11 protein-coding genes are annotated in these 15,270 nt (G+C 59.2%); 2 read left to right on the top strand and 9 right to left on the bottom strand.

Annotation, left to right across the window (positions count from 1 at the left end; all coding sequences use genetic code 11):
- Positions 1-139: 139 nt before the first annotated feature.
- On the top strand, positions 140-5,188 hold the full coding sequence (locus tag QK296_RS25770; protein ID WP_282391777.1) for a DUF6543 domain-containing protein: 5,049 nt from the start codon (positions 140-142) through the stop codon (positions 5,186-5,188).
- A 7-nt stretch (positions 5,189-5,195) separates the two neighbouring features.
- On the opposite strand, the gene argR is transcribed toward QK296_RS25770, so the two are convergent.
- From argR to acs, 7 genes are all read right to left on the bottom strand, one after another.
- A complete protein-coding gene (argR, locus tag QK296_RS25765; protein WP_003193618.1) occupies positions 5,196-6,176 on the bottom strand; it encodes a transcriptional regulator ArgR in 981 nt (326 codons plus the stop codon).
- A 245-nt stretch (positions 6,177-6,421) separates the two neighbouring features.
- Complete coding sequence (locus QK296_RS25760) at positions 6,422-7,186, bottom strand: ATP-binding cassette domain-containing protein (protein ID WP_003193620.1); 765 nt, start codon at positions 7,184-7,186, stop codon at positions 6,422-6,424.
- Between the two features lie 27 nt (positions 7,187-7,213).
- A complete protein-coding gene (locus QK296_RS25755; protein ID WP_282391773.1) occupies positions 7,214-8,326 on the bottom strand; it encodes a succinylglutamate desuccinylase/aspartoacylase family protein in 1,113 nt (370 codons plus the stop codon).
- A 1-nt stretch (position 8,327) separates the two neighbouring features.
- The gene (locus QK296_RS25750) at positions 8,328-9,026 is read right to left on the bottom strand and encodes an ABC transporter permease (protein ID WP_120249166.1); all 699 of its coding nucleotides are present in this window, start codon (positions 9,024-9,026) and stop codon (positions 8,328-8,330) included.
- Positions 9,023-9,712, bottom strand: coding sequence for an ABC transporter permease (locus QK296_RS25745; protein ID WP_003193627.1), 690 nt, complete (start codon positions 9,710-9,712; stop codon positions 9,023-9,025). The genes QK296_RS25750 and QK296_RS25745 overlap by 4 nt, the downstream gene beginning before the upstream one ends.
- A gap of 91 nt (positions 9,713-9,803) precedes the next feature.
- Complete coding sequence (locus QK296_RS25740) at positions 9,804-10,589, bottom strand: ABC transporter substrate-binding protein (RefSeq protein ID WP_169857101.1); 786 nt, start codon at positions 10,587-10,589, stop codon at positions 9,804-9,806.
- Between the two features lie 695 nt (positions 10,590-11,284).
- Entirely contained in the window at positions 11,285-13,240 is a 1,956-nt protein-coding gene (acs, locus tag QK296_RS25735) for an acetate--CoA ligase (protein WP_003193632.1), read from the bottom strand.
- 397 nt (positions 13,241-13,637) lie between these two features.
- Here acs and QK296_RS25730 point away from each other — a divergent pair, with 397 nt between their 5' ends.
- The gene (locus QK296_RS25730) at positions 13,638-13,907 is read left to right on the top strand and encodes a DUF2790 domain-containing protein (RefSeq protein ID WP_003193635.1); all 270 of its coding nucleotides are present in this window, start codon (positions 13,638-13,640) and stop codon (positions 13,905-13,907) included.
- Positions 13,908-14,044: 137 nt separating this feature from the next.
- Here QK296_RS25730 and QK296_RS25725 read toward each other — a convergent pair whose 3' ends face one another.
- Together QK296_RS25725 and vapB are read right to left on the bottom strand one after the other, a co-directional pair.
- On the bottom strand, positions 14,045-14,458 hold the full coding sequence (locus tag QK296_RS25725; RefSeq protein ID WP_003193637.1) for a type II toxin-antitoxin system VapC family toxin: 414 nt from the start codon (positions 14,456-14,458) through the stop codon (positions 14,045-14,047).
- On the bottom strand, positions 14,455-14,685 hold the full coding sequence (gene vapB, locus QK296_RS25720; RefSeq protein ID WP_003193638.1) for a type II toxin-antitoxin system VapB family antitoxin: 231 nt from the start codon (positions 14,683-14,685) through the stop codon (positions 14,455-14,457). The genes QK296_RS25725 and vapB overlap by 4 nt, the downstream gene beginning before the upstream one ends.
- Positions 14,686-15,270 lie beyond the last annotated feature (585 nt).

Here is a 15,270-nt window from a genome sequence, read left to right as displayed (position 1 = left end):
GCAGTGTAAACGCTGCGCTCAGTGAGAGGCAGAGGCACGGCCCGCTGATTTTCGCCTAATGCCTTAACTATTTGCTGCCCGCGAACCCATCAGGCTTGCTGTGATGACAGTGACTCGCCCCCACTGAAGGATCAGCCCCGTGCCCACGCCCTACCCCACGACAATCAGCCAACGCCTCGCAGTCGCCGCCAACCAAGTACCTGCTGGGTTTCACACACGCCTGCCGGCCTGGCTGGCAAGCGCCTCGGATGACAAGCGCCAAGCCTTGAAGAATGCACCACTGGACATTGCCAACTGGCAGGCCGACGCCAGCCGCCAGCAACACGCGCCCCTCAAGCAGGCGGTGGAGCAGAGTTGGACCGCGCAAAGCAAAGTGGACACGGCACTGGCCGACCTCAAGACACCGCAAGCCTTCGCCGCACCGCTTTTGCAACAGGCGCTCAAGACCCGCTGGGGCGTGGACATCAATGTCAGCACCACCCATCTGCGCCTGTATGCGCCCCTGACGATCCCGCTGTTTCCCATAGAAACTGGCGGCGTCAAAGTCTGGACCGTGTCGTTGGTGGACGCCGCACTGCATAACTTCGACGCAGCAGAGAGCGAGAAAGCTGCCTTCACCGCAGACTCCAGCTTCATTACCCAACCCACCGCCACCGGGCAATTCGACACCCTGCCCTCAGTGAACAGCAAAGTCAGCATCCAGACCTTCGTCAGGCTGTGCCGTGAACTGGACATCGGTGCGCAATACCAGAACTACCTCAAGACATTTTTCGGCTTCAAAGATGCCAAACGCAAGGCTTCGCTGCGCAGCACTGTCATCGAGAGTCTCAAAGCCGAGGCCCAAACTGCCGTACACCTGGCGCGCCTGAAAAAGGACGGCAGCGAGCGGGTGTTACGCACGCTCCAGGCCCAACTCAAAGGCATCAGCGGCCTGACGCTCGACGGCAAGACGCTGCTCAGCCACGAGCTGAGCCTGATGGGCGCACCACTGGCCGGCATTGTGCTGTTCGCCGCAGACCTGGAACTGCACCACAGCGCAGTGCCCGTGGTGGCGTACATTCCCGGCGACCCACAGGCACCGCTCAAGTATTACCGCGATGGCATCGCATTCATTCAAGACCTGACCGGCAAATTGCGCGATGCCGATTACCAGGCATTCTTTAGCCGCTTTATAAGCCACGAGCACCGCGCCAATTTCTTTGCCAACCTGCATAACCGCTTGTCCCAGATTACCTGGCATCACCCCCTCCCCGGCGACCCCAGGCCGACCTGGCGCGCCGAACCTGTGGCCAATCCCAAGCTGCAGTTGCACGCGACGAAAATCACGGGCGAGCTGTACGAACGCCTCTATGAAAGCAAACTCAACAGGCTGCTCAATGACGCGCACAACATTGCCGTGTCCACCGCCGACGCCGACAGTAAGGCACGCTGGCAACGTTGGGACATCGTGGCAAAAATCGGCAAAACCCTGCTCGAAATCGCCGCTTTCATCGCCACGCCGTTCATTCCCCCCCTCGGCCTGCTGATGCTCGGCTACACCGCCTATCAACTGCTCGACGACGTGTTCGAAGGCATCATTGATTGGGCCGAGGGCCTCAAGCGCCAAGCGTTCGGGCACCTGATGTCGATCCTGGAGCAAATGGTTCAATTGGGTATGTTCGCGGTCGGCGCACCGATTGCCGAAGGGCTGCTACGCCAGGCACTGCCTCGGGAAGTCTGGGCGTTTTTCGAGCGCCTGCATCCGGTCACCTCGGACGACGGCAAAACGCGCCTGTGGAACCCGGACCTGAGCCCCTACGCCCACGACCTTCAGTTGCCCGCCGCCTCACGCCCCAAAGCCGATGGATTGCATGCCTATGGGGACAAACAGATCCTACCCCTTGAAGGGCAACACTTTGCCGTCAAGCAACAAGCGGGCAACGCCGTGCTGGCGCACCCAAGCCACGTGCATGCCTACCAACCGCCCGTTATCGGCAATGGCAAAGGCGCCTGGATAACCCCACTGGATCACCCGCTGACATGGCATCGCAGCACCTTGTTGCGCAGACTCGGCGAGCCCGCCAACGCACTCAGCGAAACCGGCCTGGAACAGGCGCAACGCATCAGCAGCACAGACGATGGCGCCTTGCGCAAACTCTACATGGACCGCCAACCGCCACCGCCCTTGCTGGCCGACAGCCTCAAGCGCATCCATATCGACCAGCAACTTCAAGACTTCATCGACCAGATGAACAGCGACGACCCGCAGGTTTATTCAAAGGCCGACACGCAGACCCAACTCTGGCTGCTCAGCCAGACCGGCCTGTGGCCAGAATCCAAGACCCTGCGCTTTCTGAATGCCAAAGGCGAAACCGTATGGGAACACCCAGGCTGGGAAAATGCGGCGGTGGCACAAATTCATGAAGCACAGATGAACAACGGCGACCTGCTCAAGACCCTGCTGGAAACCCTCGACGAGTCAGAGCGCAAGACTTTGCTGGAGGAAGACTTCGGCACCCCGATCACCCAACTGCATGTGCGTGCCGCCAAGCTGCGCAAACAGCTGGCACGCAGGGCCGAGGATAAACGCGCTTCGATGTTCGACGCGCGCTATCGAGGCCTGGAACTGACCACCGATGCACGCGTGCAAAAGGTCATCGACAGCACACCGGGCCTGCCCGTCAGCGCGGCCGAAGAAGTCCTGCTCAGTGCCAACGGCCAGGACCTGCTCGACATCGACCAGGGCACGCTGCCTTCGCACCTGGTCGAACGCGCACGCTGGGCGGCCCATCAGGTCAGAATCAGCCGGGCCTATGAAGGCCTGTACATGGCCGCGCTGGAGAGCGGCGACACCCATCGACTCGCCCTGCACTCCCTGGAAAAACTGCCGGGCTGGTCGCCACAGGTGCGCCTGGAAGTTCGCGACTTCAAGCGCGACGGCCACCTGCGCGACGCCATCGGCCCCGCCCAGGCGCCCATCCAACGCCTGCTGCTACGCACCATCGAAGGCGCTTACATTCCCGAAGACAGCACGGGCTCCCTGCTTGGCGAAACCGATTTCTACACCGCCGTGCTCCAGGCACTCCCCGATGCACAGCGCGACGCACTGGCTATGCAGATAGGCCAAGGCCCACACCTGAGAGAAACCTTGCGCCAACACACATTGGCACGTGACGAACTTGGCGTTCTGCTGGCCGAAGTTCCGCTGCTCAAACCGCCCTATGACCCGACATTCATGCGCCTGCCCGGCGGCATGGAAGGCTACGACGCCAACCCGGTCACCGCTGGCAGCAGCGATGATGCCTCGCTGGAGACTCGGTTGCATGAGCTGTACCCGCAACTGAGCACCGGCGAGTTGACGGCCGTACTCGCCGCCATGCATAACGATCCCGGCACGCCTTTGGGTACCCTTCGATTTCTGAAGAATGAGTTCTCACAACTGGAAACCAACCTGCGGACATGGCAGCAGAACGTGCCGCAGACCTTTGTGGGTACAGACCTGCCACTGAACCGCTCGCAGATTGCTGCAGAACAGCAAAATCGCTTTCTCTGGTCACAAAAACTGATCGGCGCCTGGCGCCACAACACCCCCGTGGACCCCGCTTATGACAACGGTCACCTGCTGCAACTCAATCAGCCCATTTACGGCGAACTGCCAGCACTCGATACCCGCCTTGGGCACATCACCACCCTGGAATTCCAGGGCTACTTGACCACCCGCGGCACGCCGGGCTTCCTGGCACACTTCCCCGGATTGCGCCGACTGGCCATCAGCGACATTACCCTCAGCACACTGCCCGGGGAAATCAGTGCATTGACCCACCTTAACGCGCTGGCACTGCGCGGCTGCGCACTCAACCTGACCACCCCAACCCGTGCAGCCCTGGCCAACCTGACCGAACTGCATACCCTTGACCTGTCCAACAACCCGCTGGTGCTGGCGCCCAATTTCGAAAACATGGCCAACCTGCGGACACTCAACCTGAGCCACTGCAGTATTTCCGTCTTTCCCACAGGCCTGCTCAATCGGCCTCGGCTGGCCAACGCCAATCTCAGCCACAATAACCTGCGCAGGCTGCCAGAAGCCCTGTATTCGTTGCCCGCCAGCGCTGCCAAGGCCTACGATCTTTCCGGCAACCCGTTGACGCGCGCAACCCTGGAACGGATAAAAACCTACTGTCAGAGCACCGGGGAACATTTTGGCGTCCAAGCCAATCCAGAGGAGGTTCGCCTGGTCCAGGCGCTTTACCCGACCTACAACGCTCCCGAGGCCAATCAATTTATCTTCAGGCTGCCGGGCGGGCTGGATGATTCGATGGCAATTCTCGTGCGCCTCAAGGCCGACTACGAACGCTTGCAAGCCGACCTGCAGGAATGGGTCGTGGATGTGCCTGAACGCTACCCCTTCACGGACGTGCCCATGGACGAACAGGCTCGCGTACAGCAGCAACTTATCCGAGGGGAAGTCAGCGGCCTGCTGGAGCAAGGCTGGCGACGTGAAACCAGCCTGGATTTGAGCCATGACCCGCTGACACAATCTCATCAAATGGCGTTGGCGTCGCCGCTGTTGGGCGACCTGCCCAAACTGAATGTGGATTTCAAGCATATTTCCAAGCTGGACCTAAGGGCCCAGGAAACCACCTCGATACCCGACGGTTTTCTTGAACGCTTCCCCAATCTGGAAAGCCTGCTGATCCACCGCTATGCCCTGCAAGACATTCCCGCCGGCGTCTTCAAGCTGCCCAAGTTGACCACACTCAGCCTGACCCAATGCAATCTGCGCCTGACCGCCGACAGTGTCGCCGCCTTGAGCGACCTGCACACCCTGGAATACCTGGACCTGAGCGATAACCCGCTGGCGCTGACGCCCGACGTCAGCAAAATGTCCAGCCTGGAGACCCTGATGATGGAGAACGCAGGGCTTACCGAAGTGCCGCACGGGGTGTTCAATCTGACGTCACTCACCCAACTGAATCTGAGCGATAACCGCATCACCGAACTGCCTACGGATCTGCTTGAAGTGGACCCGGACTCAGCGGCTGGTTTTGACCTGAGCGACAACGCATTCTCACCTGCGGCGCTTGCCCTCCTGCGTCGCTATTACAACCGCATGGCAGTGGATTTCGATGTAGCCCAAGCTCGACAGCCCGCGCCAGACGACTCCGGCTCACGCTCCCCGACTTCATCCGAAACAGACAACGAACCCTGAGCGCAGCTCAACCGCGCTCGGAGGGCACCGACGACAACTCGAACGGGCTGCTGCTGCGCCGCTGGTTACGGTCTTCGCGAGGGGTGGCGCCGAAGAAATTGCGGTAGGCGCTGGAGAAGTGCGGCCCCGAGGAGAAGCCGCACGACAAGCCGATCTGGATGATCGACTTGCTGGTTTGCATCAGCATCTGGCGCGCCTTGTTCAGGCGCAGCTCCAGGTAGTACTGGCTGGGAACGCGGTTGAGGTATTGCTTGAAAATCCGTTCAAGCTGTCGTCGCGATACGCACACATGTTGGGCGATTTCGTCAGTGGTCAGCGGCTCTTCGATATTGGCCTCCATCAGCAAAACCGCCTGGGTCAGCTTCGGGTGGCTGGAACCCAGGCGGTTTTGCAACGGGATGCGCTGGCGCTCGCCGCCTTCACGGATGCGCTCCACCACCAGCTCTTCGGACACCGCACCGGCCAGCTCGGCGCCGTGATCACGGGCCAATACCGCCAACAGCAGGTCGAGTACCGACATGCCGCCGCAGGCGGTGAGGCGATCGCGGTCCCAGTCAAATAGATGGCTGGTGGCAATGACCTTGGGGAAACGCTCGGCGAAATCGTCCTGCCAGCGCCAGTGCACGGCGGCGCGGTAGCCATCGAGCAGGCCCAACTGGGCCAGCGGGTACACACCCGCCGACAAGCCGCCGATTACACACCCCGCCCGAACAAGCTGCTTGAGCGCGGAACTCAGTGGCGAAGCGATGACCGTCGGCGGTTCGTCGGCCAACAGGAACAGCTTCTGAAAGCCCTCCAGCTTACCGGCCCACGGCTCACCCGGCAGTTGCCAGGCACCTTCGATGGCGGGCTCTGCGAGCAAAAACGACAGCTCGTAGATCACATCCGGATGCACCCGCTGGGCAACGCGCAAGGCCTCCTCAGCCAGCGCAAGCGTAAGGGCTTTTGTGCTGGGCCAAATCAGGAAACCAATTTTGTGGGCGGTCATGGAGTGCTATCCAAAGCGAAAACAGTGATGAGGGCATGGGCCAATGCTAGCCCGTAATCAACTACAAATCCCAAAACAAACTGAGATCAAAAGTGGGAGCTGGCTTGCCTGCGATAGCGGTAGGTCAGTTAACACATCATTGACTGATGCATCGCTATCGCAGGCAAGCCAGCTCCCACAGGAGATCGGGGCTCACCTCAAGACTGCGGAGCATGCACTATCGCGGTGCACAAAAGCAGTCTTGATTATTTCAAGCTGCCAGAGAGGAACTGCTGCAAACGTTCCGACTGCGGGTTCACCAGCACTTCCCGCGGGTTACCGCGTTCTTCAACCACGCCTTTGTGCAAAAACACCAACTGGTTCGACACTTCGCGGGCAAAGCCCATTTCGTGAGTCACCACCACCATGGTGCGGCCTTCCTGGGCCAGGTCCTGCATCACCTTGAGGACTTCGCCTACCAGCTCTGGGTCGAGCGCCGAGGTCGGTTCGTCGAACAGCATCACCTCCGGTTCCATCGCCAGGGCGCGGGCAATCGCCACGCGTTGCTGCTCACCGCCGGACATATGGCCGGGGAACGCATCCTTACGATGACCCACACCGACTTTAGCCAGGTAGTGCTCGGCCTTTTCACGGGCTTCTTTCTTCGACACGCCCAGCACGTGCACCGGGGCTTCCATTACGTTTTCAAGCGCGGTCATGTGCGACCACAGGTTGAAATGCTGGAACACCATGGACAGGCGCGAACGCATGCGCTGCAACTGCTTGGGGTCGGCGGCCTTCATGGCGCCGTCTTTGTTGGCGACCAGTTTGAGCTCTTCGTTATTGAGCAGAATCTTGCCGGCGTGGGGTTGCTCGAGCAGGTTGATGCAGCGCAAAAAGGTACTTTTGCCCGAACCACTGGAGCCGATGATGCTGATCACATCACCGGCGGCAGCTGCCAGGGATACACCCTTGAGCACTTCATGACTGCCATAGCGTTTATGCAGGTCTTGGACTTCAAGCTTGTACATGCGGTCGGTTCTCACAAAAACAGGTGGTCAGTCGTTGAGCAAGCGCCCGCAGCGCAGCGCTTCGCGCCCCGCCACCTTGGCCAGCCAGAAACCCGCTTGGGCATAACGTAGCCGTTCAACGGCAAACAACACCCCCGAGGTGCCCGCGCAGATAGTGCTTACGCGATCGGTCAGGGGGTCAATCACTTCAAAAATCTCGTCGCCGGTTTCTACCCAGTCGCCCGCTTTACGCAGGTAACTGATCACCCCGGCGTGGGGCGCGAACAACAACTCGGTGCCTTCGAACGGCACGCCTTCGCACGGCTCGTGTTGCGGCGCGGGCCATTGCCCCTTGATCAAGCCTTGTTCGGCAAGGAATGCGAGGATGCCTTCGGCGTGGAAGATCGCCTCATCACGGCCAGTATCGGCCTGGCCGCCCAACTCCAGCGTCGTCGCCAAACAGGCCAGCGGAATCTGGGCCTCGGGGAACATCCGCGACAAACGCAGCCATGGCAACGAGCACGCCTCGTCAAACGAACTGCCGCCGGAATCTTCCGCGAGCAAGCCGACCTTCACATTCAAATGCGCCGATAGCGATCGCCACTGCGGCCAGTGCTGGGGCAGCGCGTACATATGCAGCGCGGCTTCAGCGTCGCAATGCAGGTCCAGCACCACATCGGCGGTGCAGGCGTGGCTCAGCAGGATGCGTTGCATACCTTGCAGCTGGCTGCTCGGTTCGGGCAAGGCGTCGAGCGCATCGCTCATGGCCTGGCGGATCAGGCGCACATTGGCGTGCGGGTCATCACCCAGCTTGCCTTGCAGCAATGCGCCGACCGGCTCGCTCAGCTCGACAAAATCGCGGTTGAAATTCTTGCCGCTGCCGACTTCGAAACGCCCCTGGTGGCTGCCCTGCAACAACTGGCCGAGGCCCATCGGGTTGGCGACCGGCACCAACTCGATCACGCCATTGAGCGCGCCTTGCTGTTCCAGCGCCACAAGGCGCTTTTTCAGTTCCCAGGCGGCGCGCATGCCAGGCAATTCATCGGCGTGCAGGCTGGCCTGGATATAGGCCTTGCGCTCGCCACTGCCGAAACGAAACACGCTCAGCTGGCGCTCACAGCCCAGGTGCCCCCAGGGCAGCAGATGGTCGATACGTTCCATATCAGTGCTTCCGTGGAGCCAGGTAGCTCAGCCAGCGGCGCTCGGCCAACTTGAACAGGCGCACCAGGATGAAGGTCAGGCACAGGTAGAACAGGCCGGCGGTGATATAGGCTTCGAACGGCAGGTAGTACTGAGCGTTCACGGTACGCGCGGCACCGGTGATGTCGATCAGCGTGACGATGGAGGCCAGGCTGGTGGTCTGCAGCATCATGATCACTTCGTTGCTGTACTGCGGCAGCGCGCGGCGCAGGGCCGACGGCAACAGGATGCGGCGGTACAGCTTGTAGCGCGACATGCCCATGGCCTTGGCCGCTTCGATCTCACCGTTGGGCGTGGCCTTGAGGCTGCCGGCGATGATCTCGGCGGTGTAGGCGCTGGTGTTGATGGCAAACGCCAGGCACGCACAGAACGTGGCACTGGACAGCAGCGGCCACAGGAAGCTCTCGCGCACCACTTCGAACTGGGCCAGGCCGTAGTAGATCAAAAACAACTGCACCAGCATCGGCGTGCCGCGGATCACGTAGGTGTAAAGCCAAGCCACACCATTGACGATCGGCTGCTTGGACACGCGCATCAAGCCCAGGGGCAAGGCCGCGAGCAGGCCGAAAAACAGCGAAATAGCGAGCAGTTTCAGGGTGGTCAGCAAGCCGCCAAGGTACAGCGGCATGGCCTCCCAGATGACGTTGTAGTCGAAGATCATAGATCAGCCGCCCTTACGCCTACCGAGTAGCGCTTCTCAAGGTAACGCAAGGCCAGCAACGACACGCTGGTGATCACCAGGTACATCGCCGCCACTGCGAGGAAGAAGGTAAAAGGCTCGCGGGTGGCGTCTGCCGCCTGCTTGGCCTTGAACATCATGTCTTGCAGACCCACCACCGAAATCAGCGCGGTGGCCTTGGTCAATACCAGCCAGTTGTTGGTAAAACCAGGGATCGCCAGCCGAATCATCTGCGGCACCATCACCCGGAAAAACACCTGAAAACTGCTCATGCCATACGCCAGGCCGGCTTCAGCCTGCCCCTTGGGAATGGCCATGAAGGCGCCGCGGAAGGTTTCCGAGAGGTAGGCGCCAAAGATGAAACCCAGGGTGCCGATACCGGCGGCCAAGGGGTTCAAGTCGATATAGTCGTCAAAGCCCAGCAACGGCGCGACGCGGTTGAGCAAGTCCTGGCCGCCGTAGAAAATCAGCAGGATCAGCACCAGGTCGGGGATCCCGCGGATCACCGTGGAGTACAGGTCGCCCAGCCAAGCCAGCCAGCGTACCGGCGATAGGCGTAGCGCGACCCCGATCAGACCCAGAACAATGGCCAAGGCCATGGACGACAAGGCGAGCTGAAGCGTCAACCAAGCGCCATCGAGGATAACGGCCCCGTAGCCTTTCAACATGATTCAGGTCCTCGAAAAGGGGGATGAAAAAATGGCGCAAACTTCAGGATGACTGTTGCTTGCGCCATTTCGGACAGACAGCTGCGATGAGTTACTTGGCGTCAGCGCCGTAAATATCGAAGTCGAAGTACTTGTCCTGGATTTTCTTGTATTCGCCGTTGGCACGGATTGCAGCGATGGCCGCATTGATGCGCTCAAGGTTTTCTTTGTCGCCTTTGCGCACTGCGATGCCGATACCGTCGCCGAAGTATTTGGCTTCGGTGAACGATGGGCCTACAAACGCGTAGCCTTTGCCGGCGTCGGTTTTCAGGAAACCGTCTTGCAGCAGGGTGGCGTCAGCCACGGTACCGTCGAGACGACCGGCGGCCACATCCAGGTAGATTTCGTTCTGGGTACTGTAGCCCTTGATATTCGCACCTTTTGGCGCCAGGACTTCACGGGCGAAACGGTCGTGGATCGAACCGCGCTGCACGCCGATCGTCTTGTCTTTGAGTTCATCCAGGCCGTCGCTGACGTTGGTGCCTTCCTTCATCACCAGGCGCGCCGGGCTCAGGTAGTAACGGGTGGTGAAGTCCACGGATTTCTTGCGGTCGTCAGTGATGGACATGGACGACAGGATCGCGTCGATCTTACGCACTTTGAGTGCCGGGATCAGACCATCGAATTCCTGCTCGACCCAGGTGCACTTGACGTCCATCTGCTTGCACAGGGCGTTGCCGATGTCGTAGTCAAAACCGACGATGCTGCCATCCGGCGCCTTCGAGGCAAACGGAGGGTAAGCCGCTTCGATACCAATTTTCAGCGGCTTGCCTTCGGCGAAAGCCTGCATGGACAGCACGGACAGCGCCAGGGCGCCCAACAGCACGAGTTTCTTCATCTTGGGACTCCATCGGTATAGGGCAAAAACAGCAGTATGAGCCATGGCCCACGATGCGGCGAAGGTGTAACCGAATAGCGTGCTGCGTCCTGCGCGGGCGACCCCTGCGACGACGAGCGAGTGATCGGCATTCTAACGACAGGCCGGAAGCCGATATTTCCTCAATGCGACAACAATTTACAGAAGCACTGAGAAAGCGGTTCCAGCTCATTGACAGCCCCTGAATTTTATGCAGAGACAAAAGATATTAAACCTGATGATGCTGCAAATTGCGGGCCTATTATTCGCAAACCCTTCTAGCACGGCAAGTGTGGCGTTTAATCTTATTTTTGGGGGTGTCTAGAATGCGGTTTTTCGGGGCGTAGGCGTGGTCCATTGCCCCAGGTTTGTGCGGGCGGTTACACATTTGAGCGGGCCGGTAACATTCAGAAACCTCCTACTGGAAAAACCGATATTTATTGGCTTGGTGGATATGCAGGTCTGTCAGACCGCCATCCATCCCCTCCTATGAAATGCGATCTTAACTGTGGGAGCTGGCTTGCCTGCGATAGCGGTGTGTCAGCCAGCCAACCGTTGCCTGACACACCCTCATCGCAGGCAAGCCAGCTCCCACACTGAATCTGGGCGGTCTTGAGGCCCTACAAAAAAGCCCCACCCGGCTTGCGCCGAATGGGGCTCTGTCCCACCTACCCCGCTTACGCGACGTTCATGGTCTTGTGCGTTTCAATCAAATGCGCCACCACGCTCGGATCTGCCAGGGTAGAGATATCCCCCAACCCATCGTATTCAGCCGTGGCGATCTTGCGCAAAATGCGCCGCATGATTTTCCCCGAGCGCGTTTTCGGCAGCCCCGGTGCCCACTGGATGACATCCGGCGAGGCAATCGGCCCGATTTCCTTGCGCACCCAGTTCTTCAGCTCCAGGCGCAACGCTTCATTGGGTTCTTCGCCATTTTTCAGGGTGACGTACACATAGATGCCCTGCCCCTTGATGTCGTGGGGTACGCCCACCACTGCCGCCTCGGCGACTTTCGGGTGAGCAACCATGGCGCTTTCGATTTCGGCGGTGCCCATGCGGTGGCCGGACACGTTCAGCACGTCATCCACACGGCCAGTAATCCACCAGTAACCGTCCTCATCGCGACGCGCACCGTCACCGGTGAAGTACATGCCACGGAAGGTCTTGAAGTAGGTGTCGACAAAACGGTCATGGTCGCCGTACAGGGTACGCGCCTGGCCTGGCCAGGAATCCAGAATCACCAGGTTGCCCTCGGCGGCGCCTTCGATGATGTTGCCCAGGTTGTCTACCAGCGCCGGCACCACACCGAAGAACGGCCGTGCCGCCGAACCCGGCTTCAGCGCATGGGCGCCCGGCAGCGGGCTCATCAGCGTGGCGCCGGTTTCGGTCTGCCACCAAGTGTCGACGATCGGGCAACGGGATTGGCCGACGTTCTTGTAGTACCAGTCCCAGGCTTCCGGGTTGATCGGCTCGCCCACCGAACCGAGCAGGCGCAGGCTACTGCCGTCGGCGCCTTCGCAGGCTGCGGTGCCGGAAGCCATCATGGCGCGGATCGCGGTCGGTGCGGTGTAGAGAATGTTGACCTTGTGCTTGTCGACAATCTTCGCCACGCGGGTGATGTCCGGGTAGTTCGGCACGCCCTCGAACAGCACCGTGGTCGCGCCATTGGCCAGCGGGCCGTAGACGATGTAGGTGTGGCCGGTGACCCAGCCAACGTCGGCGGTGCACCAGTAGATTTCGCCCGGGCGATAGTCGAATACGCGCTCGTGGGTCAGGGCTGCATAGAGCAAGTAGCCACCGGTGGTGTGCTGCACGCCCTTAGGCTTGCCGGTGGAACCGGAGGTATAAAGGATGAACAGTGCTTCTTCGGCGCCCATCTCTTTTGGCGCGCAGACGGTGCCCGCCACTTTCATCAGGTCTTCGTACCAGATGTCGCGATGCTGGTTCCACTTGATCGCACCATTGGTGCGCTTGCACACGATCACCTTCTGGATGCTGCTGGTTTCCGGGTTGGTCAGTGCGTCGTCGACGTTAGCTTTCAGCGGAATCTTCTTACCGGCACGAATGCCTTCGTCTGCGGTAATCACCACTTTCGACTTACAGTCGATGATGCGACCGGCCAGGGCTTCCGGAGAGAAACCGCCAAACACCACCGAATGGATCGCGCCAATGCGGGTACAGGCCAGCATGGCGACCACGGCTTCGGGGATCATCGGCATATAGATAGTCACCACATCGCCGCGATGCACATCCTGGCCGCGCAGGGCGTTGGCGAACTTGCAGACTTCTTCATGCAGCTCGCGGTAGGTGATGTTGCGGCTCTCGGCAGGGTCATCGCCCTCCCAGATGATCGCGATCTGGTCGCCACGCTCGGCGAGGTGACGGTCCAGGCAATTGTAGGAAACGTTCAGGGTGCCATCGGCAAACCATTTGATGTCGACATGGTGGTCGTCGAAAGAGGTTTGCTTGACCGCGGTGAAAGGCTTGACCCAGTCAAGGCGCTTGGCTTGCTCACGCCAGAAGCCATCGGGGTTGACCACCGACTGCTGGTACATGGCCTTGTAGGTCGCCTCGTCGGTGAGCGTGTTGGCTGCTACTTCGGGGCGAACGGGGTACAGGGAAGCCGCACTCATCTTTCTTACCTCGGTGACATAGTTGTTGTTGTATGGCCCCTGTTGTAGCCGGGGTGGGCCTATAGAACCATTCGACGATGGTAGTAACAAGACCCTACAAATTGCCCTGCTATGCCGTTTCACCGCTCTGGCCCGCGTGCTGCGGCGCCTGGCAGGTTTCTGAAAAAATCTTGATCGAGGGATTGTTACAAAAACCGCCAAAAGTGTTTATCAAAACCACGGGTATATGAATATAACCGAGGCGCCTAAAATCAACTCCGCCAACAAGGCACCGAGATTAACAACGCAACAGCCCCCACGAAGGCACCGTTAATCCGAACTTCCCAACTTTTAAGTGACACACGCGGCCTCACAAGGGCCCCGTGCCCCCTTTCGCCCTGAAGAAGGTAATGAAGCAATGAAAGCGTTATTAGTGATGGCCCTGAGCAGCCTGTGCGCCACCGCCGCCCTGGCTGACGAAGCCCCGACTGAACTGGCCGGCCAGAACGCCCCGATCGTTGAGGACTACACCTACAGCACACACTTGGACGTGGCCAAAGTCTTGTCCATGAGCAGCATTCCAGAAGTCTGCGAAGTTGTACCGGCGAAGATGGAATATGAAGATTCGCAAGGCCAGCGGCATATTCTTAACTATCAAGTGATGGGCAATGGTTGCTCTAACGGCTAACAACTTCTGAAGTTGGATTCTTAATTGCCGCAAGAAATCGTTCTTGCGGCCAAGAACCCGCCCTTGAATACACCACGCATCAACTGTGGGAGCTGGCTTGCCTGCGATGGTGATTTCAGCCATAACACCCGCTACGGTTAGTGGACCCAATCCTCGTAAGACAACCCCGCTACGCGACTGAATTCCCGAATATTGTTGGTCACCAACGTACACCCCGAAGCAATTGCATGCCCTGCAATAGCAGTATCATTTTGGCCGATGATCGACCCTTGCTCGGTCAGGCTTCGCTTCACCTCAACCGTCGCGTCCACCGCCGCCAGGCCCCACGGCAACACTTCATCGAGTCGCTTCACAAACTCATCGACTAACGTCTTGTGTTTGGGCGATGCCTTTTTCCCAATCTGCCCATATCGCATTTCGGCATAGGTTATGGCCGAAATCACGATTCGATTGCTCCTCGCCACCTCCGATGCCAGTCGCTCAAGCACACACTCGGGCCGCTCACGCATGATGAATGAGCAAATGCAGGTATCCAGCATGTATGTCGTCACAGATTGAACCTGCCTTCATCGCCAATAACGTCCTCACGCTCCTGAAGAAAATCTTCGTCCGCCTTGGGCAGCTCACTCAACGACCCCCAGCTAGGTCGTATAGGTCGCAACGTAATCGTATCTCCGTTGCGGGTGATTTCGAGCTCGCCGACTCCCTCATAAGCCATTTCGTTTGGAATTCGAATAGCCTGGTTCTTTCCGTTTTTAAAAATTGAGACTGTGCGCATGATTCAGCTCCTACCTATGCCTGACATATGCAATGTAGAGATACGTGAAAGCCTATGCAAGACATATGGCAATTTGCCGACGATCGGAGATCGTGTGCCAGTTGCTAAAAAACTTGCGGTAGTAACCCCCCGTAAACTCTCACCCCGGCTTCAAAAGCGTCCTTTTTGTCTCTAATCAGTGACCATCCGTCACAACACAAACCCGATTTTTTCCCTATAATGCGCGGGTAAATCGGGCCTGCAATATCCCTTTACACTGGGATGAAGAGCCAGACCTGAGGCATCCCGCGCGAGCTTGCACCTACCGCTGCGCCCCTCAAGCCTCACGCAGAGCACCCGTAGCCCTATTCCGTTTAATGCGTGCGCTAGCTGCAACAAACGATTCCTTAAGATCCACCGCGGCCTTTGGGCCGTGTGAACACCCAACCATCCGGTTTCACACGGGCACCTTTGAGCCCTCACGCAGGAGACGACACGTCATGCTGAGCTGGGACGAATTCGACAAAGAAGAAGAAGGCGAAGTAGCCGCTAAAGGCGCCAACGCCGGCCACGCCACCGAAGCCAACATGGACCGCCTCGACGGTG

Origin of the sequence: Pseudomonas sp. AL10 (genome assembly GCF_029960685.1) — a bacterium.
Classification (GTDB): Bacteria; Pseudomonadota; Gammaproteobacteria; order Pseudomonadales; family Pseudomonadaceae; genus Aquipseudomonas; species Aquipseudomonas lactis.
The sequence above is the reverse complement of the archived record's forward strand: the minus strand, read 5'-3'. Positions and strand labels throughout refer to the sequence as shown.